General features: G+C 35.7%; 24 protein-coding genes. 4 read left to right on the forward strand and 20 right to left on the reverse strand.

The window, feature by feature from the left end; genetic code table 11:
* Positions 1 to 161 precede the first annotated feature (161 nt).
* Positions 162 to 1,865, forward strand: a complete 1,704-nt coding sequence (locus FEZ13_RS17840) for a recombinase family protein (RefSeq protein ID WP_146553785.1) — start codon at positions 162 to 164, stop codon at positions 1,863 to 1,865.
* Here FEZ13_RS17840 and rlmH read toward each other — a convergent pair.
* From rlmH to yycF, 8 genes are all read right to left on the reverse strand, one after another.
* On the reverse strand, positions 1,806 to 2,285 hold the full coding sequence (gene rlmH / locus FEZ13_RS17845; protein WP_146553786.1) for a 23S rRNA (pseudouridine(1915)-N(3))-methyltransferase RlmH: 480 nt from the start codon (positions 2,283 to 2,285) through the stop codon (positions 1,806 to 1,808). The genes FEZ13_RS17840 and rlmH overlap by 60 nt on opposite strands.
* Before the next feature lie 90 nt (positions 2,286 to 2,375).
* Entirely contained in the window at positions 2,376 to 2,540 is a 165-nt protein-coding gene (locus FEZ13_RS17850) for a CxxH/CxxC protein (protein WP_146550457.1), read from the reverse strand.
* A gap of 164 nt (positions 2,541 to 2,704) precedes the next feature.
* Positions 2,705 to 3,973, reverse strand: a complete 1,269-nt coding sequence (locus FEZ13_RS17855; protein WP_146553787.1) for a S1C family serine protease — start codon at positions 3,971 to 3,973, stop codon at positions 2,705 to 2,707.
* A 789-nt stretch (positions 3,974 to 4,762) separates the two neighbouring features.
* Complete coding sequence (locus tag FEZ13_RS17860) at positions 4,763 to 5,551, reverse strand: MBL fold metallo-hydrolase (protein WP_146553788.1); 789 nt, start codon at positions 5,549 to 5,551, stop codon at positions 4,763 to 4,765.
* Between the two features lie 12 nt (positions 5,552 to 5,563).
* The gene (locus FEZ13_RS17865; protein ID WP_146550454.1) at positions 5,564 to 6,403 is read right to left on the reverse strand and encodes a two-component system regulatory protein YycI; all 840 of its coding nucleotides are present in this window, start codon (positions 6,401 to 6,403) and stop codon (positions 5,564 to 5,566) included.
* Positions 6,390 to 7,724: a YycH family regulatory protein gene (locus FEZ13_RS17870; RefSeq protein ID WP_146553789.1), complete on the reverse strand. Its 1,335-nt coding sequence runs from the start codon at positions 7,722 to 7,724 to the stop codon at positions 6,390 to 6,392. The genes FEZ13_RS17865 and FEZ13_RS17870 overlap by 14 nt, the downstream gene beginning before the upstream one ends.
* A complete protein-coding gene (gene walK / locus FEZ13_RS17875; RefSeq protein ID WP_146553790.1) occupies positions 7,715 to 9,544 on the reverse strand; it encodes a cell wall metabolism sensor histidine kinase WalK in 1,830 nt (609 codons plus the stop codon). Before walK ends, FEZ13_RS17870 begins: the two co-directional genes overlap by 10 nt.
* Positions 9,545 to 9,550: 6 nt before the next feature.
* The gene (gene yycF, locus FEZ13_RS17880; protein ID WP_146553791.1) at positions 9,551 to 10,261 is read right to left on the reverse strand and encodes a response regulator YycF; all 711 of its coding nucleotides are present in this window, start codon (positions 10,259 to 10,261) and stop codon (positions 9,551 to 9,553) included.
* A 669-nt stretch (positions 10,262 to 10,930) separates the two neighbouring features.
* On the opposite strand from yycF, the gene FEZ13_RS17885 reads away from it, so the two are divergent.
* Positions 10,931 to 11,818 carry a YitT family protein gene (locus tag FEZ13_RS17885; protein WP_146550450.1) on the forward strand — a complete coding sequence of 296 codons (888 nt, stop codon included), beginning with the start codon at positions 10,931 to 10,933 and terminating at the stop codon, positions 11,816 to 11,818.
* A 210-nt stretch (positions 11,819 to 12,028) separates the two neighbouring features.
* Here the strand turns inward: FEZ13_RS17885 and FEZ13_RS17890 are convergent, their stop codons facing one another.
* From FEZ13_RS17890 to FEZ13_RS17920, 7 genes are all read right to left on the reverse strand, one after another.
* Positions 12,029 to 13,318, reverse strand: a complete 1,290-nt coding sequence (locus tag FEZ13_RS17890; RefSeq protein WP_146550449.1) for an adenylosuccinate synthase — start codon at positions 13,316 to 13,318, stop codon at positions 12,029 to 12,031.
* 143 nt (positions 13,319 to 13,461) lie between these two features.
* Positions 13,462 to 14,820, reverse strand: a complete 1,359-nt coding sequence (dnaB, locus tag FEZ13_RS17895; RefSeq protein ID WP_146553792.1) for a replicative DNA helicase — start codon at positions 14,818 to 14,820, stop codon at positions 13,462 to 13,464.
* A 12-nt stretch (positions 14,821 to 14,832) separates the two neighbouring features.
* Positions 14,833 to 15,282 (reverse strand): 50S ribosomal protein L9, encoded by a 450-nt coding sequence (rplI, locus tag FEZ13_RS17900; protein ID WP_146550447.1) that lies wholly within the window; start codon positions 15,280 to 15,282, stop codon positions 14,833 to 14,835.
* A complete protein-coding gene (locus FEZ13_RS17905; RefSeq protein WP_146550446.1) occupies positions 15,279 to 17,255 on the reverse strand; it encodes a DHH family phosphoesterase in 1,977 nt (658 codons plus the stop codon). Before FEZ13_RS17905 ends, rplI begins: the two co-directional genes overlap by 4 nt.
* 13 nt (positions 17,256 to 17,268) lie before the next feature.
* A complete protein-coding gene (locus FEZ13_RS17910; RefSeq protein WP_146553793.1) occupies positions 17,269 to 18,210 on the reverse strand; it encodes a YybS family protein in 942 nt (313 codons plus the stop codon).
* A 687-nt stretch (positions 18,211 to 18,897) separates the two neighbouring features.
* A complete protein-coding gene (locus tag FEZ13_RS17915) occupies positions 18,898 to 19,083 on the reverse strand; it encodes a hypothetical protein (protein ID WP_146553794.1) in 186 nt (61 codons plus the stop codon).
* A gap of 2 nt (positions 19,084 to 19,085) precedes the next feature.
* Positions 19,086 to 19,469, reverse strand: coding sequence for a hypothetical protein (locus FEZ13_RS17920; RefSeq protein WP_146553795.1), 384 nt, complete (start codon positions 19,467 to 19,469; stop codon positions 19,086 to 19,088).
* Between the two features lie 227 nt (positions 19,470 to 19,696).
* Here FEZ13_RS17920 and FEZ13_RS17925 point away from each other — a divergent pair, with 227 nt between their 5' ends.
* Entirely contained in the window at positions 19,697 to 20,026 is a 330-nt protein-coding gene (locus FEZ13_RS17925) for a DUF3889 domain-containing protein (RefSeq protein ID WP_146553796.1), read from the forward strand.
* A gap of 89 nt (positions 20,027 to 20,115) precedes the next feature.
* Here FEZ13_RS17925 and FEZ13_RS17930 read toward each other — a convergent pair whose 3' ends face one another.
* The 5 genes from FEZ13_RS17930 to rpsF all read right to left on the reverse strand — a co-directional run bounded on the left by FEZ13_RS17930 (position 20,116) and on the right by rpsF (position 23,086).
* Positions 20,116 to 20,676: an Imm64 family immunity protein gene (locus tag FEZ13_RS17930; RefSeq protein WP_186725974.1), complete on the reverse strand. Its 561-nt coding sequence runs from the start codon at positions 20,674 to 20,676 to the stop codon at positions 20,116 to 20,118.
* Positions 20,677 to 21,252: 576 nt separating this feature from the next.
* Entirely contained in the window at positions 21,253 to 21,573 is a 321-nt protein-coding gene (locus FEZ13_RS17935) for a hypothetical protein (protein ID WP_255473242.1), read from the reverse strand.
* Positions 21,574 to 21,915: 342 nt separating this feature from the next.
* On the reverse strand, positions 21,916 to 22,152 hold the full coding sequence (gene rpsR / locus FEZ13_RS17940; protein WP_146550437.1) for a 30S ribosomal protein S18: 237 nt from the start codon (positions 22,150 to 22,152) through the stop codon (positions 21,916 to 21,918).
* Positions 22,153 to 22,214: 62 nt separating this feature from the next.
* Complete coding sequence (gene ssb, locus FEZ13_RS17945; RefSeq protein WP_146553798.1) at positions 22,215 to 22,757, reverse strand: single-stranded DNA-binding protein; 543 nt, start codon at positions 22,755 to 22,757, stop codon at positions 22,215 to 22,217.
* Positions 22,758 to 22,798: 41 nt separating this feature from the next.
* The gene (gene rpsF, locus FEZ13_RS17950) at positions 22,799 to 23,086 is read right to left on the reverse strand and encodes a 30S ribosomal protein S6 (protein WP_146553799.1); all 288 of its coding nucleotides are present in this window, start codon (positions 23,084 to 23,086) and stop codon (positions 22,799 to 22,801) included.
* 171 nt (positions 23,087 to 23,257) lie between these two features.
* Here rpsF and FEZ13_RS17955 point away from each other — a divergent pair, with 171 nt between their 5' ends.
* Positions 23,258 to 23,806 (forward strand): DUF3267 domain-containing protein, encoded by a 549-nt coding sequence (locus FEZ13_RS17955; protein WP_146553800.1) that lies wholly within the window; start codon positions 23,258 to 23,260, stop codon positions 23,804 to 23,806.
* The last annotated feature ends 2 nt before the right edge of the window (positions 23,807 to 23,808 follow it).

Below are 23,808 nucleotides of genomic sequence, written 5' to 3' on the forward strand. Positions count from 1 at the left end.
ATCCTATTCAACACCAATTAATGCCTGACTGTTTATAAGAGAAAAACAACTCTTAAACTAACCTCTAAGTACAAATATCCACTAACCTATAATATAACACGAATTCTCATTTCTCTAATTTAAAAATTCACTATATTATTAATTTAAAGGAGGAATAGGTTATGGAAATATCAAAAGTAGCGATTTACGCCCGCGTTAGTACAGAAGAACAAGCAAAAGAAGGTTTCAGTATTGCTGCGCAGCTTCAAACACTTCGTCAGTATGCTCAAGTCTATAACTGGGAGATAGTTGATGAATATGTCGATGAGGGAATTAGCGGTAAATCAGTAAAAGGACGTCCGGAAATGAAGAGACTAATTAGAGATGTCGAAAATGAAAGATTTGATGCCGTACTAGTCTGGAAAATTTCTAGACTTTCAAGAAATATGCTAGAAACGCTCATGCTTCTAGATAAGTTTGAAAAGTACAATGTAAAATTTATATCCTACTCAGAAAACTTTGATACCAGTAGTCCTATAGGTCGTTTAGTACTTCAAATTATGGCCTCAATCGCTGAAATGGAGCGAAATACATTAGCGGAAAATGTTAAGCTTGGGATGAAACAGAGGGCCTTGGAAGGGCGATGGAACGGCGGAGTTGTATTTGGATATGACACTGTTAAGAAGGAACTAGTAATAAATGAAAAGGAAGCTGAGGTAGTACAATTAATCTTCCATATGTATGCAAATGGCAAAGGTCTAAGAGCAATTTCTAACCACTTAAATAAAGCTGGGTATAAAACTAAACGTAATCGTTATTTCTCCATCAATGGAGTAGCACAGATCCTAGACAATGTAATATATATCGGTAAAATCAGTTGGCTAAAATTTGAAAATTGGGATTCCAAACGAAGAAAAGGAAAAAAACCAAATCCCATCCTTGTAGAAGGAAAGCATGAACCTATTATTTCGGATGAATTATGGAGTGTTGTACAAGCGAGGAGAAAAAGTAAATCATTTAAGCAGCGTCAATCAAATGAACCCTTTTTACTTAGTGGTCTTTTACGCTGTCCTGATTGTGGACAGGGGATGGTTCCATCAATTACAACATATACACGTAAAGACGGTACGAAACGAAAACATCGTTATTACGTCTGTAGTGATTTCCATAATAAAGGATCTGCTGCTTGTAAAGCTAATTCTATTAAGGCTTATGAGGCTGAAGATACGGTTATCAAGAAAATTGAACATTTTAGTTCTAATAAGAAGAAATTATATAAGACACTCACAGAAATTAGTTCTAGTTCCGCGCATTCTATTACTCAGCTTAATAAAGAACTAGAAGATATTGAAAAGCAATTAAAGGAAATTGAACAACTACAAGCAAAGTACATGGAAGCCTTTGAGAAAAACACTTTCCCTGTCGATATTCTGCAAGAAAGATTGCAAAAATTATCAAATGAGAAAAGAGAGTTAGAACAGAAGAAAAATGAGGTTATAATACAATTAGGTTCTATCGACTCCAAAGTAATTCAACCAGAGTTGGTTGAAATGTTACTAAATAAATTCCTATCCGTCTACAGAAAGACTTCTAGAGAAAATCAAAAACAATTACTTCAGTTGTTAATCGATAATATTGCGATTAAGCAAATAGATAAATCTAGAACTATAAAAAACGTAGAACTTGAATTTGATTTTACTGAAATGAACATATCGAAAACTTTTATACTAATCCACTTGTTATATCGTGAAACGGATAATGAAAACACATTTTCAATACCCGCTTCCGATAAAGAATTACCACATTATCTTCAACAATTTTTGCCTCTACTTATGGTACGGTTCACCCTTCATGATCCGAAAGCTGCGATAGATCTGCTCGATTAAAACAAGCTTCATCAATTGGTGGGGGAGGGTCATTTTGCCGAATGATAATTGGTCATCTGCGCGATTTAGGACATCTGTGTGCAAACCTAATGAGCCTCCGATGACGAAGGCAATTTTACTGTGGCCATATGTAAGGAGATTTTCAAGATCTTGTGACAGTGCTTCTGAGCTGCGCATTTTGCCATTGATGGCGAGTGCAATGATATAGTGATCCGACGTGATTTTGGCGAGGATTCGCTCTCCTTCTTTCTTTTTGACAATCTCCATTTCGGCTTCACTTAATTGTTCAGGGGCTTTTTCGTCAGGAACTTCTATGAGATCGATTTTGGTATATCCGCCAAGACGTTTGACATATTCCTCGATGCCCATTTTCAAGTACTTTTCTTTTAATTTCCCAACGCTTATAATAGTAATACTCACAGGTTATCCACCTTTACGTTAAATTTACAAACACATTATCCACAGGAGTTATGCACATATCCACAGGCTATTCCAATATATTGTGTACGCTCATTTGTTCGCCACAATATATGTCGCTTGCTCGTCGCAATAACTACATTTTGTGGATAACTTTTTTTCCTCTTCTACTTTTTCCATAATTGGAATTTCTTTTTCTGTTGCAACAAACATATCCAAAGCCCGTCCTATATGGGTTTCACAGCTATATATTTTCAAAATATTTCATCCTTTCGATCTTTTAGATTTCCACAGACTTATACACATTTTATGAGATGTTATCCACAACCTATTGTAACAAAAGAAAAGCAAGCAGGAAAGACAGGGTTTTTCTTTCCTTACTCGCTTTGTATAATGTTTACATTAAATTTTAGTTATCCACATCATTGTGTTTTGGTGCTATCCGCTAATGTTACTGTTTTTTGAATTATTTCCCCGTTACGATAAGCTTTGATTTTTACTTGATCGCCTACATGCTTTTTGTTGTAAAGGATCTTACGTAGAGCAATCGAATTGTCGACCTTTTCCCCATCCATTTCAACAATCACATCATATTTTTTTAATCCTGCCTTTGAAGCTGGTGAATTGCTGACCACTTCACTAATGACAATACCAGATGTGACTTCCTCAGGTAATTTTAGAGTTTGTCTTTGATGATATTCTGGAACATCTGTTAAATCAATTAGCGCTACTCCAATTGAAGGTCTTTCCACTTTACCAGTTTGTTGTAATTCATCAATTACAGGAATCGCTGTGTTGATTGGAATAGAGAAACCTAACCCTTCAACAGTTGATTCGGAAATTTTCATAGAGTTAATACCAATAACTTGTCCTGCAAGATTTACTAAAGCACCACCACTGTTACCTGGGTTAATAGCTGCATCTGTTTGTAAAACTTCTGCTTGCCAATCTTCTGTGCCATCTTCGTTCAAGTCAACCGGAACTGTACGATCTTTACCGGAAATGACCCCTGTTGTTACAGAACCATAGAAATCCATTCCTAATGGATTACCAATCGCAATAACAGATTCACCTTGTTTTAATTTATCTGAATCGCCAAAAGTAGCAACTGTTTTTACCTTTTTACTTGAAATAGAAATGACAGCTAAATCCGTCCAAATATCTGTACCGACAAGTTTTGCTTGTTCCTTTGAGCCATCAGAGAAAGTCACTTCTAGTCTTTTGGCTCCCTCGACAACATGATTATTTGTCACAATATAGGCTTTATCGCCCGCTTTTTTATAAATAACTCCTGAGCCACTGCCAGCCTCTTGATTCGTTCCGTCATTAGTTTCACTGTTTGAAGAACCGCTATCCCCACCATCTTGGAATGGAAAATCACCCCATAAATCATTGGATGTTTCTTGAATATTGGTAATACCAACAACCGCATCCTTTGTTTTTTCAACGGCATCCGTAATATTGGTTGATACCTCAGTTGATACTTGAGGTGTTGTCGTTTTGTTTGTAGTGGTCGTTGTACCTGTGTTGGATGTATTCGTACCATTCGGTAAATAACCAACCATCGATGGAAGCAGAAGCCAAATAAGTAATGCACCAACGATGACTCCAACAATACCACTAAAGAAGTACCCGGCTTTACTACCACTTTTTCTGTTACTTCGTGTTTCATCATTATCATAATAGCCCATATGATTCATCCTTTCTATCGTTCTTCTGCCTTTTGATATTTTTACTTTATACTGCAAAGATTAAAATCAGATGAAAATAAATTTAAAATCAGTTCAAAATACAAGAAAATATCAGTGAACTTACTTTAAGTTCCCCATTTACACATAAAAAAACCCCCAAAATGGAGGCGGCCACTGAAAAAATGTAGTAACACAAAAATTTATAGTATATATATGATCTTAATTGAAGTAGAATTAGCTTCGCTTTCCGTGGGCGAACTGCCGAGCCTCCTCGTCCGCTTCGCTTCCTGCGGGGTCTCGTCTAGTCCGTTTTCCCACAGGAGTCTACGCTAATTCCACTTCAACAAAGATAGTAATATCGGATTTTTATGATAAAAAATTCGCTTTTTTTACTTTTTCAGTGGTCTCAAATGTAGGCAATTTTTTATCTCATATGAATAGGAAAGGCAATAAGACCTCATTCCTCAATTCTCTCGCTAAAGACAAGAGAAGAAAGCCTGAGATCAACTGGCCGTAAATACCTGGTTGGTTCAACTAACACACCGTGGTGATAAAGAAAACCCATCCTAGAGATTTTCATTTTATCCTGCGTTAACGGACAGTAAGACTCCCACTTTAAGTTTTAGAGAAAAAAGATAGATGGGGAATCAACTGCCGCATGCGCCCTATTAGTTCGAGCCAACAAGATGTTGGTCACTCAGGTGTTGCTCACAGGACGTAGCGCCTTTAACCTGAGTTTCTCTATTTCATTGGGCGATGAAGAAAGCCCCCATTGATGGAAGTTTCACTTTATACTGTAACAAGTTCTGTCGGCTCATTTGCATCCGTATCATATAAATGGACAAACTCACCGGGCATAATACCGCATGACTGCAAGGTTTGAGAAACGCTCATTCTTGCTAGATCCTTCATGTTATTATCTTTGCTTAAATGGGAAAGATATATACGAGTTGTTTTTTGCTCAACTACTTCGCTCATGGCAACAGCGGCATCTTCATTGCTAACATGTCCAAGATCACTTAAAATACGACGCTTTACGGACCATGGATAATGCCCCATTTGTAGCATGCTTACATCGTGGTTGCTTTCAAAGACATAGGAATCCGCACCTCTTATGATACCTTTCATACGATCACTGACATAGCCTGTATCCGTGATCACAACAAGCTTTTGTCCTCTTTCATGAAAGCAATAGAACATGGGATCTGCAGCATCATGAGAAACAGCAAAAGACTCAATATCTAAAGAGCCGAATGTTTTAACTGTCTCCATATCAAATTGAAATCGTTGTTCTACAGGAATATGGCCAACTAAACCATCCATCGCTTGCCATGTTTTTTCATTGGCAAAAACCGGAATATTATATTTTCTAGCCAATACACCAACACCTTTAATATGGTCAGAATGCTCATGTGTTACAAGAATCCCACTTAGTTTTTTTATATCACGATCCACTTTTTCAAAGAGCTGCTCCATTTTCTTGCCTGTCAATCCAGCATCGACGATAAACGCATGCTCTCCGCTCTCTACATAGATGGAGTTACCTGTACTACCACTAGCTAATACACTGAACTGCATTTAAAAGACCCCTTACTGCTGCTTTTCTAATTCTAATTCCTTTTCTTTTGCATTTTGTTCGATATCAACAATTATACCATCTACTGCATTCACAAAGTAATCGGCTTCCTCTTGTTCCCCATTTTCATCTTTCGGCAACACCACATGAATATACCATGTAGGGGCCAGCACTTGTGTTTCAGTTAATGGAACAAGTGTAGAATAGCCTAGTTGCGTTTTCGTCACTGTTGAGTTAGCAGGTAAATATCCCCTATCAAAAATGATCTCAATAGCTCTTAGGGCTTTGATTAGCGTACTTTTTGCTCCAAAACTCTTTAATGAATCGAACATTTTTTGCTCATAACGTGTTATTTCTAAATGATCATTCCAATGAACCTTGATGGTCGCATTTTGATTATAATAAATCATATAACGGTCCGACTTTTGAAAGAAAATAGCTTCTCTGTTTCTTTTGTCAATCTTCCAAAGGCTATATGAATTCCCTTTATAAACGTTCTTTTCTACAAAACTAGTGAGCGCTTCTTCTGTAATAGCTGGCAAAGCGGACAATTTTATCATTTTTGCTTCAACTTCTGCATCATCATGAATCTGGATATGCTGATTTTGCAGAGAGGATAACTCTCTTACTGTAAATTGATTAATCTTTCCTGAAATATAAGACACACTTTCGCTCTCTTTTTGTTGATCTTTAATGGTGATATTCTCATCCTTTAAACGTGTAGAAATATCAGCTTGGCCAATCAATTCGACTTGCTTATCCTCATTGTATTTGTTGACATACATCGAATAAAGAAAAACATTCAATATCGAGAAAACAATGATAAATATCGTTTTCGTTTTATTCCAATCCAACCTGGCCACCTCCTACTGTTGGTGATGACAAAGGTGACCATTTACCATTTGCCAAGTAGAACCATGTTGGTTTAAATATAAAAGCACTTTGCCCGTTTTTTGTTAAGAAATAACCTGATCGGATTTCTTCAATATCTTTAAAATTAACGGTTTTTAACTTTATCAGATTATTGATAACCTCTTGACCACTCATCATCGATAAACTTGAACTCTCAAGGCTTGGTACAAGTTTGTAAAATGGTCGAGTATATCGTGCAATACGATTATCTCCCCAAACGGTTACTATCTGTGTAGAGGTGTCTAAAGAGTCTGCATATACAGGATAATCCTCCACATATAGTTGATAATTGATCCTATTATTCTTGTAATCTAAGGATTCATATCGAAAGTCTCCCGTCCAGCCACCATGTTCATTGATAAAATCAAATGTACTTAAAATAAGCTTTGATTTTTCTAATACCTCATGATTATCTGAAGCAGCTGTATTGACAAAATCTAATACTCTTTTATTATTATCCACTGTCATCATGGAAACGCCATCCGTATAATTTTCTTTTGCATTTGCATCGTTTATACTATTCTTTACAATCTTTGGATTATTAAATAGTGCGTTAGTAAACCGGTCAATAGATACATTATTAATAATATAAGCGGACTGTATCATCTTTGATTCTTTCGCTGGCAAATAAAGAGCATTATCTTTGTCACGAGTAAATACAGCGTACTTTTCTAAGCTATGTGATGAATTGACAACCTTTTTTTCAAACATTGATTTATTCTTCACATGTATTTCAGCTTTATATAATTGTTTTTTTTTCGTATTTGCAAAGAATACTGTCAATTCATCTGATGATTCTAGCTGTTTCCAAGAAATAATCATTTTGTTAAATGATATATTAGGTGCTTTTCCTCCCGTAGTCGGTAATATATTTTGAAAAATAGAGTATGGTATTTCTGCTGAGAAGAAAAGCGTACAGCGTTTATCTTCTGCTACTAATTGATCCATTTTTGCATCATTGAAATTACTACTTACTAGTGTAGGATTTGTTACTCGCCAATTTTGCATTTGCTCCATCGTGCTTTTCATTTCCCCAAAACGTTCTGTTCCGCGCCAAACACCATTTTCATGAAATATCATTCGATATGGTTTAATAATATCTGTAATATGTGTCTTCTTGTCTATTAGCATCTCAACTGCTTTGGTTTTTTCCGTATCATAATTTGGTTTGTAAGTCCAAATAGAAAATGTCAATGTAATGCTTAAAAACACTAAGACAAAGAGTACGACCGACTTAATCTGTTCGATATATTTCAATCCCACTCACCTGCCTCATCATCTTCATACGGTAAAGTAAAGAAGATGGTTGTCCCGATTCCTTCTTCACTTTCTGCCCAAATATTTCCCCCATGTGCTAAAATCATTTCCCGAGAAATAGCTAATCCTAATCCTGTACCACCCATTGAACGAGCTCTTGCTCGATCCACGCGATAAAAGCGATCAAAAACACGCTCTACATTTTCTTTTGGTATGCCCATACCATCATCTGAAATCATGACCGTCAATACGCCTTCATTTGCTGTCATACCAAAACGAATATTACCGCCATCTGGTGAATACTTTAAAGCATTAGAAATAATATTATCGATTACTTGAGTAATCTTATCTGTGTCGATCTCAACATAAATCGGCATAGTAGGGAGCATGCGTTTGAATTCAACATTTTTGGATCTGGACATTTCAAATCGGTCAATAATGCGGTTAAAGAATTTGTTGAAATCGATATAATCTGCATTGATCTCGTATTCACGACTATCCATTCTTGAAAGTTGTAATAAGTCATTGACTAAACGAATCATTCTTTCTGTTTCTGTTTGCGTGACATTCAAAAACTGTGGAGCCAGTTCTTTGTTTTGCCAAGCACCATCCGCTAATGCTTCTAGATAGCTTCGCATCGTTGTAAGGGGTGTACGCAATTCATGTGATACATTGGATACAAATTCACGACGTTCCATTTCAATCTTCTCTTGTTCCGTAATATCATGCAGCACCGTAATCACTCCATTAACAAACCCTGTTTCTTTTTGAATCACGGAGAAATTTGCACGCCAAATGTAAGGACGATCAGGTGAACTGAAATCTAGATTAATAGAATCCTTCATATGGATCAAATCTTCGAATGTATATTTTTTTTCTAAACCTAAAACAGATACCAATGGTCTTCCTGTCAATTCGTGATATTCGCCATTTAACAGTTTTCGAGCAGGTGTATTAATGAGGATTATTTTCCCCCTTCGATCTGTTGCAATAACACCATCTGTCATATTAGTCAATACGGAAGCCAACTTTCTTCGTTCACCTTCCGTAATCGATTGAGCTTCTTGCAACCTGTTTGTTAAATGGTTGAAAGCAATTGCCAGTTGCCCGATTTCATCATTCCCGTATACTTTAACCTTTCTCGAAAAGTTGCCCTTGGCCATCGCCTGAGCTTGTCTACGCATATCCGAAATCGGCTTCGTGATGGTCCTAAAGATAAAAATTCCTAAAATAATGGTAATCGCTAATGCTAATGCTGTACCACCTGCTAGGATCTGATTAATCTCATTCATCTGTTCAAATATTCGTTCAATATTTGATTTCACATAAACTGTCCCTATCACTTTGCCATTCTTGCCATTCGACTTGATAGGAGTCGCGACAACCCACACTCTTTTTCTAGTCTTGTCATCAAGGGCAATTTTTTCATATGGCGTTTGTGAATTGATCGATTGACGTACAAGCGATTCCATCGAACGCTGACCAACGATTGATTGGTTACTCATATCAGAAGTTGCCAAAATACGATAGTGAGCGTCTATTACCCTAATTTCTTTAATATCCTCTGAAGACAAATTCAATACACCCTTCAGACTCTGTTCAAGCGTTGGATCACTATCCGTACGCTCTTTTAATAACTCTTCTTTGACACTGAAATTTACAAGCTTCAAACGGTCTGTAATGGATGTTTCAAAATTATCTTTTAATGTTTGTTCTAACTGTTTTGCAAAATACAGCCCAATAATTTGCATTGCTATTAATATGAGCAACACATAAATCAACACAAGCTTGACCTGCACCGATTTAAAAAAACGAACCTTTTGCATTTTTCTTTACTCCTGTTCAGGATTTCTTAAATAATAGCCTACTCCACGACGAGTGACAATCCATGTTGGATGACTCGGATTATCCTCGATTTTCTCACGTAAACGACGGATCGTTACATCAACTGTTCGCACATCTCCAAAGTAATCATATCCCCATACGGTTTGAAGCAGATGTTCACGTGTCATTACTTGTCCAATATGCTTTGCTAAATAATGTAACAATTCAAATTCACGGTGTGTTAATTCGATTGCTTCATCACGCTTTAAAACTAAATATGCATCAGGTTGTATGATAAGAGAACCAATAGCAATATCGTTATTTTCTTCAACGGCTTCTTCAGGCGTTGTCACCGTTTGATGCCTACGCATATTTGCCTTTACACGAGCAATTAGTTCGCGTGTGCTAAATGGTTTCGTCACATAATCATCAGCACCGAGTTCGAGGCCTAGTACTTTATCAATTTCTGAATCTTTGGCAGTCAGCATGATAATCGGAAGGTCATGTTTTTTTCGCACTTCTCGACAAACTTCCATACCATCACGCTTTGGCAGCATGATATCTAATAGCATTAAATCTGGTTTTATCTCCTCTACCTTTTCTAACGCTTCATCGCCATCATAAGCACAGACTACTTTGTAGCCTTCTTTTGCTAAATTAAATTGTAATATATCTGCAATCGGTTTTTCATCATCTACTACTAAAATGGTTTCATCCACAGTCTTTTCCCCTTTCTTACTTATCAGTTTAGGTCATTCATTACTGTTAGATTCTATAATTATACATATTAACTCTACCATGCTTTTATATTATGTGCATCTTTAACAAATTCCAAAGTCTATCATTTCCCAGGCAATAATCGCCATTTATCGACAATAGAATATATCAATCCTTATTTAGTTTACCATAAAGTGAAACTTCACACAGTAGGAGGTTTTTCATCCTTCCTGCAGTGTGTTAGTCAAAATAATCGGGCTTTTATTCCTATTTATCTTCTACTTATTATCGGGATTTTGTAGACAGGAGCTTACAGCCTGCTAATAGGGCATAAACAGTCCATCTAATAATTACAGCATAGTGTAACTTCGTCCGGATTTTTTCGAGTTTGCTCGAAAAGCCCTTTTCAAAATCCGTGACATCTGCCGGACGATTTGCACATCTATAGAGAGGAGGCATCCTCTGTCGAATCAAAATAAATTTTGATGATAAAGATTTAAAAAACTCGCTTTCCCCTTGTTAGCTATGCAGATTTTTTAGGTGATTTTCTTCACTTATATATTGTGTTCAACTTATTAATTTCTAAATTTTCAGATAAAATATGTATATAAAAATTATTCTTTTAGGATTGGAGAGATCTTATGAATGATTCGAGTAGGAGCATAGAGTTCATGCTCTCACAGGTAACAGAAGTAAACAAGACAAGTAAAAAAGTGCCCAAAAGAAAATTATTTCTAAGAATCATTATGGTGATTCTAGGGGCTTGTATCATGGCTATTGGTCTTGAACTATTTTTAGTGCCCAACATGGTGCTAGATGGAGGAATTGTTGGCATCTCTATTATCATTTCTCATCTAACCGCTTTACCTCTAGGCGTATTTATTTTCCTCTTAAACATTCCGTTTATCTTCCTCGGATATAAGCAAATTGGTAAAACCTTTGCCTTATCAACGGCTTTGGGAATTACAACTTTATCAGCTGTTACAATTGTATTTCATCGTTTAGAACCAATTACACGAGATCTATTGTTATCCACTGTATTCGGTGGTATTGTCCTTGGAATCGGCGTAGGTCTTGTGATTCGTTATGGCGGATCACTTGATGGTACTGAAATTCTATCTATTCTCTTCAATAGAAAACTACCATTTTCCGTTGGTGAGATCATTATGTTTTTTAATCTTATTATTTTCACCATTGCCGGTTTTGTGTTTACTTGGGAGCAAGCTATGTACTCAGGGTTAGCGTATTTCATCGCCTATAAAATGATTGACATTGTTATTCAGGGTTTGGATGAATCAAAAGTGGTATATATTATCAGTGAAGAATATAACGAAATCAGCAAAGCCATTATGGATCGTTTAGGACGTGGTGTTACTTATTTGAAAGGAGAGGGGGCTTACACTGGTGATTCTAAAAAAGTTATTTTTACCGTCATTACACGTCTAGAAGAATCTAAGCTGACTTCCATCGTTAGTGAATTAGATAACCATGCGTTTTTGGCCATTGGCAATATTGCTGAAGTAAGAGGCGGCCGCTTTAAGAAAAAGGATATTCACTAATAGGCAACTCGTTCCATGTTTCATCCATCTTTTTTGAGAAAAGAAACTACAAAAAGCATGAATGCTGATCGAACAACATTCATGCTTTTACATGTTCTAAAATATTGAGCGTAAATAAGCCCGATGTTTAGTTATCCTGCATAAAAACGCAGTTAGCACCACTGTGTGTAATTTTACTTAATATAGAGCTGCTAATCAAATGGGTTTACATTAGTTTTCCCAAACATCTACTAATACATTTGTTTGTTCACGGTCTGGACCCACTGAGAATGTCGCAATGCGAATACCTGTCAATTCACTCACACGTTTTACGTAATTACGTGCATTTTCAGGTAGTTCTTCTAATGTTTTGCATCCAGTAATGTCTTCTGTCCATCCTGGAAGTTCTTCATAGATCGGCTTGCATCCTTCAATGATGTGAAGATTGGCAGGATATTCCGTAATGATTTCTCCATTGTAATCATATGCAGTACAGATTTTCACAGTTTCAAGACCTGTTAATACGTCGATTGAGTTAAGAGCTAAATCTGTAATACCTGATACACGGCGAGAGTGACGAACAACAACTGAGTCAAACCAACCTACACGGCGTGGACGACCAGTAGTTGTACCATATTCACGACCTACTTCGCGGATTTGATGACCTACTTCATCAAATAATTCTGTTGGGAACGGACCATCACCAACACGTGAAGTATATGCTTTACTTACACCAATTACACGAGTCACTTTTGAAGGACCGATGCCCGCACCAGTTGCTACACCGCCTGCTACAGGGTTAGATGAAGTTACATATGGATAAGTACCATGATCCACATCGAGTAAAATACCTTGAGCACCTTCAAATAGTACCTTACCGTCTTTATCTAAAACATCATTTAATACTTTAGAAGTATCTGTCACATATTTAGCGATTTGTTGACCATAACCATAATATTCTTCAAAGATATCCTCAAATTTTAAAGGTTCTACTTCATAGAATTTTTCGAATAAACGGTTCTTTATCGCTAAATTTGAACGTAATTTTTCTTCAAAAACTTCTTTGTCTAAAAGATCTGCCACGCGGATTCCAATGCGTTGCACTTTATCTGTGTAACAAGGTCCGATCCCTTTACATGTTGTACCAATTTTTTTATCTCCGCGTGATGCTTCATCTACTTTATCTTGATACACATGATATGGAAGGATAACTTGTGCACGATTTGAAATACGTAAGTTATCTGTATTAATGCCACGTTCTTGTAAGCCCTTTAATTCTTCAACAAGCGATTTTGGATTGATAACCATCCCATTCCCCATAACAGAGTTTTTATCTTTATAAAAAATACCAGATGGAATCAAATGTAATTTAAAAGTTTCGCCTTCAAATTGAATGGTATGTCCTGCATTATCGCCACCTGAATAACGTGCGATTGCATCTGCCTTTTTAGATAGGAAGTCTGTAATTTTCCCTTTACCTTCGTCTCCCCACTGCGTTCCTACTACTACAACTGATGTCATGATCAGCACCTCCGTCAGACACTTTCGTCGTGTCCTGATTCAAACAGACTTATTGTAACAACGAAAACAAAGCAAGTCAATAAGAAATAGTAAAAAACACGAACATATCATATACGTCAGTCACCAATGTTCGTGTTTTTTATTTAATAGCCTCCTGCTGGTGCTTCAGCAGTCCAATCAACGCTAACAAATTTATTGAATTCTTTTTTAAATGCTAATTTGACCGTATCTGTTGGGCCGTTACGTTGTTTAGCCACAATAATTTCAATGGTATTGGCATCTTCTGTTTCTTTATCGTAATAATCTTCACGATATAAGAATGCTACGATATCGGCATCTTGCTCGATACTCCCAGATTCACGAAGATCACTCATCATCGGACGTTTATCTTGGCGCTGTTCAACACCACGAGATAATTGAGATAGCGCAATGACTGGAACTTCTAATTCACGAGCTAAAGCTTTAAGTGAACGTGAAATTTCTGATACTTCTTGTTGTCTATTTTGACCTGCTAAACCGCTTCCCTGTATTAGCTGAAGATAATCGATTAAGATCATTCCTAAACCATGTTCTTGCTTTAATCGCCGACACTTTGCACGAATTTCACTAACCCGAATACCCGCAGAATCATCAATATAAATGCCCGCACGAGAAAGGGTACCCGTTGCCATTGTTAGTTTACGCCAATCTTCTGAATTTAAAGCACCTGTACGTAAAACTTGCGCATCGATGTTCCCTTCTGCACAAAGCATACGCATAACAAGCTGTTCTGCACCCATTTCGAGCGAGAAAATAGCTACATTTTCATCCGTTTGGGTACCAACTGCCTGTGCAACATTTAATGCAAAGGCCGTTTTCCCAACGGATGGTCTGGCAGCAACAATGATTAAATCCCCTCGTTGAAAGCCAGCTGTTAAACGATCCAAGTCACGGAATCCTGTCGGAATACCAGTTATATCACCCTTGCGATTTTGCAAATGCTCTACATTTGCATATGTCTCAACAAGAACATCTTTTACATGCTTAAAGTCACCGGCATTTTTACGATTCGCCACTTCCATTACTCTACTCTCAGCTTCAGAGAGTAAAGTATCTACCTCATCCTCACGCGTATAGCCATCTTCTACTATTTTTGTAGCTACTCGAATCAAGCGTCGTAGCAATGCTTTTTCAGATACAATTTGAGCATAATGCCCAACATTCGCAGCTGTTGGTACAGCATTGGCAATTTCAGTAATATAGGAAATGCCACCGACGTCCTCTAATTCGTTATGTGATGATAATTCTTCTGTAACGGTAATGACATCAATGGCTTTCCCCTGATCACTCAAACGTAACATTGTTTGGAAAATCTTCTGATGAGCAGAACGATAAAAATCTTCAGGAATTAAAATTTCAGAAGCTGTGATCAAAGCCTGTGGTTCAAGAAATATTGCCCCAATGACTGATTGTTCAGCTTCTTGGTTGTGAGGCGGAACGCGGTCCAATTGTGGATCGTTCATAAATGTCTCTCCTTACTCTTGCTCTGCAACGTGTACTGACAATATAGCCGTTACTTCATGATGAAGTTTTACAGGTACTTTCGTGACGCCTAAAGTACGTATCGCTTCTTTAAGTTCCATCTTACGTTTATCGATTTTAATACCATGGTCTTTTTGTAATTGCTCCACAATTTGTTTTGCCGTAATCGACCCAAATAGACGACCATCTTTACCGGGTTTTGCTGTTAACTCCACTGTCAAACCTTCTAAAGTTTGCTTTAATGCTTTCGCATCTTCTAATTCTTGCGCAGCATTTGCAGCGGCACGTTTATTTTGAGCTTTTAATTTTGCTAATTCAGCAGGTGTTGCTTCAACAGCACTTTTTTGCTTTAGTAATACATTACGTGCAAAGCCGTCTGAAACTTCTTTCGTTTCACCTTTTTTACCTTGCCCTTTAACATCTTTTAGGAAAATGACTTTCATACTTCCGTACTCCCTTCTAATACATCATCTATTGCTACCTTTAGTTTTTTGATGGCTTCATCGATTGTTTGTACTTCTAATTGACATGCAGCGTTTGTTAAATGCCCGCCACCGCCTAATTCCTCCATCACAAGTTGAACATTAATCTCACCTAAGGATCGTGCACTAATGCCAATTGTCCCATCATTCCGATGGGCAACTACGAAAGAGGCAGATATATCTTTCATCGTTAATAAAATATCTGCTGTCTGAGCGATTAACACCGAATTATATATTTTATCACTATCACCTCTTGCAATAGCGATTCCACTATGAACAAATTCAGCGGTCTGAACAATCTTAGAACGCTCAATATACGTACCTATATCTTCTTTTAAAAGTCGTTGTACAAGTACCGTATCTGCTCCATTTGTCCGTAAATAAGAGGCAGCCTCAAAAGTCCTTGCACCTGTACGTAATGTGAAACTTTTCGTATCGACGATAATACCAGCTAGCAAAGCTGTCGCTTCCAACATAGTTATTTTATCATTTTTTGGTTGATATTCTAATAATTCTGTGACCAACTCAGCTGTTGAAGAAGCATAAGGCTCCATATAAACAAGCATGGGATTTTTAACAAATTCCTCTCCTCGGCGATGATGGTCGATGACGACGACTTTATCAGATTTATTTAACAATCTTGCCTCTATAGTCAAACTTGGTTTATGTGTATCCACAATCACTAATAATGACTTATCTGTTATTTTATCCAGTGCTTCTTCTGGCGTGATAAAGCGATCATATAAATCAGATTTTTCCTTCACAACCTGCATTAAACGATTGATACTATTATCAATATTATCAAAGTCGACCACTACATAACCGTCAATATCATTCATATCGGCCATCTTACGAACACCGATAGCTGCACCGATAGCATCCATATCAGGCATTTTATGGCCCATTACAAAGATTTGATCACTATCCTGTATTAAATCCCTTAGTGCATGCGAAATAACACGTGCACGTACTCTTGTGCGTTTCTCAACAGGATTTGTTTTCCCACCATAGAATTTTACCTTTCCATTTGGTTGCTTGATCGCTACTTGGTCACCCCCACGACCCAGTACTAAATCTAAGCTAGATTGTGCGAGTTCCCCCAATTCTAATAGGGACTGTGAACCCGCTCCAACGCCAATACTTAATGTTAAAGATAATTTTTGCTGTGCCGTGATTTCACGAATATCATCTAGAATAGCAAATCTTTTCTTTTCTAATTCTTGTAAAATGGATTCATTCATAACCGCTATAAATCGATCGGAGTCTACGCGTTTCAAATAAATCCCATTGGTGATACTCCAATTATTTACAAGGGAAGTCACAAGGGAATTCGTTTGGCTACGTGTTTGATCATCCATACCTTGAGTAATCTCATCATAGTTATCAACAAACAGAATAGCGATTACTGTACGATCATCATAGTAAAGTGCTTCCATTTCTACTTGTTCTGTAATATCAAAGAAATAAAGAAGTTTTTCCTCCGGTTTATAAAACGCATGGTACTTACGATCTTTTAATGTAATATTAAGTTCATTTGACTCCTCATGTTTGATCAGGTTATACAAGTCGTCGGATAAAGAAAAAACTTCTTCACCAATCAATGAATCTTTTCCCAATATTCGTAGCATGTAGGGATTCGTCCACTCAATTTGAAACTGATCATTGATTAATACAATCCCGATCGGCATTTCAAGTAATGCTTCTTCTCCTACTTTTTTTAGACGGTAGGATAACATTTCAATATGTTTCTCCGTCTCTTTATAGGTGTCGGACTCAGCCTTCCAAGTAAGAACTAATATTAATATTAGAACGATTCCATACACAATTCCTGTCAATAGATTCCACATTACACATATGATAATACCTGCTATTCCGAGCAATGACAGGATGAAAAGAGGATATCGTATTGGTCGTTTTCTAAAAAGAGTACCCATAAATCTCAACTCCTTATTTTCTCGTCATGCCACTAATAAGCCCGCGGATATTAAAACCTAAATCTGTAATCCCCAGTAAAATAACAAATGAGCTTAGTGGAAAAGCTAAGATTGTACCAACATAGGCAGTCCATTTTGGCCATCCTTGCTGATACATGAAAAAGTGTATACATGAAATACCTTGTAACAGGAATAGCATACTTAAAAGAAAAGATAAATTTAATACAACTATATAAATAAACGATCCAACATCCGGCTTCATAAATAAGGTGATGATTAACACCGCAAGATAATACCATAAAATAGCGCGTGGTAATCGCAAATCTCTAAATGGCGCAAATTTTGGAACTTCTATACCCAAACGATGTAACAATGGCAAATTCACAGAAATAATAATAAACGTTAAAAAAAAGACTAACAATGTTATAATCGTGGGCATGCCCATTTGTATAGTATCGATCATTGTATTCAATTGTTCAGCTGAGATTGGTGCCTGCCCTGTCATTGCCTTCGCGATCTCATTTGACTTCTCATAACTTTTGCGAATATTCATCGTCATTTCTTTCAAAATATCTATATTGAATAATTTAACAGAAACAATATACTCGATTGTAATAGAAATCAACACCACAAATGCTGTGGTCATCAATAAAAAGATTTTACTTTTCTTTGAACGTATTATATCACCAATAACAAATCCAATAACCGCAACCACAATAGCTAGAGGCAAAGTCATGATCCCACAAATCAAGGTTGACATGGCAACACTAACAATTGCGACTAATAGCGAGGAACTACGGCTATACTTTGCACTATACCAAGCAACTGGTAGAGAGATAAACCAAATGGTTACGATATTTAGCAGTGGTATATATGTAGAGATGGCTAATAATATCGTAAACAATGCGACCATCATAGCGCCATGCGTAATTCTTCTTGTCTGATTTTCCGGCATTTAAAACCTTCCTTTTCGTAAAGAAAATCTATTGTTTTATCTTACTATTGTACCATGTTTCATGATATCGAACAAAAGCTTGCGAGTATTAAATTAGACGATTATATGTGAATTATATGCCAATTATTCATCCAAAGGATATATTTTACAATTAAAATGATAAAGTGAAGTTTTGACATGGGGAGGATTTTTTCATTTTTGAAAATATAGGAAAAATCGTCGCCTATTAATAAATCACTTAAAGAAAACTCCATTTACCACAGCACCTTATATTTTGAGGATGTCTTATGTATATAATATCTTTTCAGGCGTGTTGATCATCCAATTTAATCCATGAAAATAGGGAGATTCGTTGATTACAGCGAAGGCTTGCTCGCTTTCCCGCGGGCGAATGCTGAGGGCAACAGGATATTGGTCACGGAATCGTTGTCACAGGACGTGGCGTTCTTAGATTCCGTTCCTTAAATGGCTATGCTGCGAGGTCTCATCTATTCGCTTTTCCCGCGGGGCATTGAATTGGCTTCATCGAATCGACACCACACGAAGCAAATGCGTATGCATTTTCGAGGACTCAAGCAAGTCTCCGCTCCAATCTATATAAACGGTCCTAAAAATACAGGGTTCTTCAAAAATTATGCCAAGCATAATTCTCCTAATTTTTGTAAAATCAATATGTGTGTTATCTTTTTATTGTGTTTCATCACATTCTTCAACTATCGGCATATTAACAAAAGGATGCGCTTTAAAATTAGAATGGAAGTCAAATCCTACACCATCATAGCCAACCCATAAATAAAATTTATTATTATTTTGGTTTTCTATCGAAAAGTCAAACATATACTTATATTGATTTGTTTGTTCATCTAAAATCAACTCTATGTTTTTTCTGAAGAAACTACAACATTCCCTCCATTTAAAGCATCTAAGAAAATGTCAGGAAAATATTCCTTAAATTGTTTTATATTATCTAACCTCGTTACAAAATGTTTATTGGTATAAAGATACTTCTTATATGATGTATTTGGCATATTACATATATTAGGATTATCTATCATTTCGATAACATGTATATAAACAGGGAACTGCTTTAATTTATAAATAAAATCATACAACACGTTATAATCACTATCCGTATCTGGGTTCTCATCTTCTTCAATTAATAATGTGCAATTTAATCTTGTAATTCCTTTTATATTTTGTTCAAAGGAATAGCAAAATTTCTCTCCGCTTAAGCAATCACTTACATATATATTTTTCATTGCCACCACGCCACCTTGTAGTTTCTACTTTCAATGCTATAGACATTAGAAGGTGAGCATTCACCTCTATCCTATTACTCTTTACGACTTCCAAATTGATTAGGATTTACTTCAAAAAAGACTTCAATTATATTTATTATCGAAATTATTTACGTCTCGATATTTGATTTTTGCTCAATCGTTTAGAAATCGATAAACTACCCATCCTATGAAGAAATGAGATCATTATGAGAAAATCATTAATCGCAATTGGCATTCTTACTAAGTTTAGTTCAGTGGCAGCCTATCTTCCGATTAGTACACATGCACAACAGGAAAATTCAGTATATGCTGAATTAGGAAGGCTTGCTATAAAAGAAACACGTTCCAAATATCCTAATGCGAAAATTATTGACTATCTGTATGAAGGAAACGAAATGATAGGAAATTCATCGATTGAAAAATATAGACTTTGGTTAAAAGATGGTGATAACGAATTCGGTGTTTTCGTAAAAATTACGTACATGAAAGACACTCAAAAAGTGACCAACATTGAATTTCAGGAAATTTCTAGATAAATAAACTGAAAAAAGATACAACCTTACGCAACACTTATTGTTTTTCAATCCATGGTACCTTGAGGATTTAACACTCAAAGTTTATTCGGTTATCTTTGGGTAATACCATCTATCTTCCAACTATTTCGTATGATTAAATTTTGATCCTTCTTTGGCCAGTATACTAAAGAATAAGATTTATCAATTTTTTTCTTTCTCTTTGGATGATATTCTACATCAGCATCATGATCGCAAAATGCATATTTAAATTGCGTGAAACTTAAACTTTTTAATTCATAAATAAAATCTAGTATTATTTTTTCTATTTCGTCTATTGAAAATAGTTTTCTTAATTGAATATCGTCAAAATAAAAAATATAGCCAAAAAAGTCCTTTTCTTTTTGGATACTTATTTTGATTGGCATTTGTTCTGCCCCATTAAAATTACTTATAGAACCATTGATTTCTCCATAATAATATTTTGCTAGTAGTTCACAATTAATATTTGAAGAATACTTTTCTATCCATTCATTTCCATCCTCATCTAATGCTACTTTAGAATTTACAATAATTGTTTTAACTTTTATCAGATAATCAATTATATTTTGGAGTTCATTTTGAATCGAACTGAACTCATTATATACCAGACCTACACATATATTATTTTCCAATGTAACAATATCCTTTCTATATTGATACTATTTAAACCCATGCTTTCGTATGACAGTAGAATAGATGTGCGTATTAATCATTATGTAATACTTAATGCCTTATCACATATTTAGAACAACTTTATGTGATTTTATATTTGTGCCTATTATCTCAAAATAGAAGAGGAACTCCCAACCCACACAAAATAGATTAGGGGAATCCAAACTTATATTAAAGTCTATTTTCAGAGTTATCTTGATACTTATTTAAAAATTAGAAAAGGATAAATTGTACAATAATTATAGTCAGTATATTTATAATAGAAAGAATGTTTATATACTTTGTTGATTTTTTTACTTCTTTTCTTATCAAAGAAATACAAACTAGTAAAATTAAAAATGTATATAAAGCTGGATAAATTACTGCAATTGTTGGAGATATAACTATACAAACAATTATAATTAAAATACATTATTGAAAATAGACAGAGTATTATGCCTAAGACAATCAAAATATATTCCATATTACACCTCTCCATACTTTATTACCTTTCTTAATACTTTTAAATGTTTTCTAATTATCGTATTCATAGCTCGTCACTTAATCTTCAGCTGCTTATTAAGAAATTGTATGAATTTTTCCTGCTGATTCTGTTGTCTGATCAATTGATTAACCCTTAAATTGTTTGATAAATATTTTCGTACATTTCGGTTTTCAAAAAATAAATGTCGATATTTTTCTGATTCATAGATCTCTTTAAACCAGTCAATTTGTGATAATTTTTTTATATTCGCATCAATTTTTTTTGAGTTTAAACTTTTATCGCCGGCAAATGGAAATACAGGACTTACTATTGACACGATACTTATTAAGACAGTGCTTATTATCAATATAATACGATTCCAAATATGTTCCATATAGCATCTCCTAATAAAAATCTATTATTATCTCCTTAAGTATCTTTTTAAAGCTCTTTTACCACCATAGCGATAAATACTTTTTACTTTTTCTTACCAAAGTTACTGAAATGGCAATCGTAAAAATAAGTATACTATTTATTAATAAATAGTATGCTAGCTGCAAACCATAAAATATTGCAAAACCATCTTGGATAATAAAGAGCGCTAATACACTTCCTATTGAACCAAATAAAACCGCCAATAATAATATTATAAAAGCAGCAAATATAGATTTATACAACAAAAAAAAGACACAACAAAGGTTGGTTGAACCTCGTTGTGTCTTTTTATTTAGATGTATTATTTATCTTCTGCAGTGAATGGTAGTAAAGCCATTACACGAGCCTTTTTAATAGCTAATGTAAGTTTACGTTGGTATTTAGCGCTTGTACCAGTCACGCGGCGTGGAAGAATTTTTCCGCGTTCAGAGATGAATTTTTTTAATAAATCAACATCTTTGTAATCGATATGTTTAATGTTGTTAGCAGTGAAATAGCAAACTTTACGGCGTTTGCGACCTCCTCTACGTGGTGCCATTGTGTAGTTTCCCTCCTTTATCAAATGAATGATTCATATATAACGTGCAATAAGCCATTTACTTAGAATGGTAAGTCGTCTTCTGTTACGTCGACTTTGCCATTGCTACTATTGTTGTTAATCGGTGCAAACGGATCTTCATCTACACGTGTATAATTTTGCTGACTAGGTGGTTGATTCTGTTGATAAGATGACTGTTGATAATTTCCCTGTTGTGGAGCACCACCATATGGCTGATTGCCACCATTATATGATGGTTGACCTTGTTGGCGATCTCCAGTAGCACTACGTGGTTCTAAGAATTGAACACTGTCTGCTACAACTTCAGTTGTGTAAACGCGTTTACCATCTTGCCCTTCAAAACTGCCTGTTTGGATACGACCTTCAACACCCGTAAGACTTCCTTTACGCAAGAAGTTTGCTGTGTTTTCAGCCTGTTTACGCCAAACAACGCAGTTGATAAAGTCCGCTTGTCTTTCACCTTGTTGGTTAGCAAACGTTCTATTTACAGCAAGTGTAAAACGAGCAACAGCAACGCCATTTGGTGTGTAGCGAAGTTCTGGATCTTTTGTCAATCTTCCAACTAGTACGACACGGTTAATCATCAGAATGCAACCTCCTTTTCTGCATTTTATTCAAATTCAAATTAGTTTTCTTCACGAACTGCAATATGACGAATAATATCTTCGCTAATATTTGCAAGACGAGTATATTCATCGATAGCTTTTGAATCAGCGTTAACTTTTACGATTTGGTAGATACCTTCGCGGAAGTCATTAATTTCATAAGCTAGGCGGCGTTTGCCCCATTCTTTTGATTCGATGATTTCAGCACCGTTAGAAGTTAAGATTTCGTTGAAACGTTCAACTAAAGCTTTTTTAGCATCTTCTTCGATGTTTGGACGAATAATATACATTAATTCGTATGCTTTCATTAGTATAAGCACCTCCTTATGGACTTTGGCCAAAAGTTCAAAACAATCGGCAAGGAGTTAGTAATTGTTACCACTCACATCAACATATTTTAACATAGTACAAAATATTACGCAACTAACTTTGCTAGGCAAGAAAGATTTCATTCCTTATACTAAAAATGAGGTGATCAAATGAGAAATTCTTCTGAACCGATTGATACCATTGAATTGGATCTTCCTAAAATGGCATGGCAGAACTTATTTTGGACGATATTTTTAATGATTACGTTCTTTTTGGTAAATGGATGCGTTCATCATCATTTTACTTTTCATATAACTTTTTTGAGTTGCCTACTCTTTATCGTTATATATATTGCACTCATTATTCTACATGAAATTTGTCATCTACTTGGTTTTATCCTTTTTGGAAAGGTACCACTTAGCAGTTTAAAATATGGAGTCAATTTCAAAATGGGGGTTGCCTATGCTACAACGACGAAATTATTATCCGTTAAAGCTATGAAAAGGGCATTATTACTTCCTTTTTGGCTAACAGGTGTCATTCCAGCTGCGATTGGTTTTATGGTCAACAGCAATTTGTGGCTCTTTTTAGGCGCATGGCTAATTGCCGGAGCCATTGGAGATTTTATGATGTATACCCAACTTCAAAAATATCCAGAAAATTATTTGGTTAAGGACGATCCACATTATCCTAAATTATATATTTACATAAATGAATAGTT

This window comes from Rummeliibacillus sp. SL167, from assembly GCF_007896505.1.
GTDB classification, from domain to species: Bacteria; Bacillota; Bacilli; order Bacillales_A; family Planococcaceae; genus Rummeliibacillus; species Rummeliibacillus suwonensis.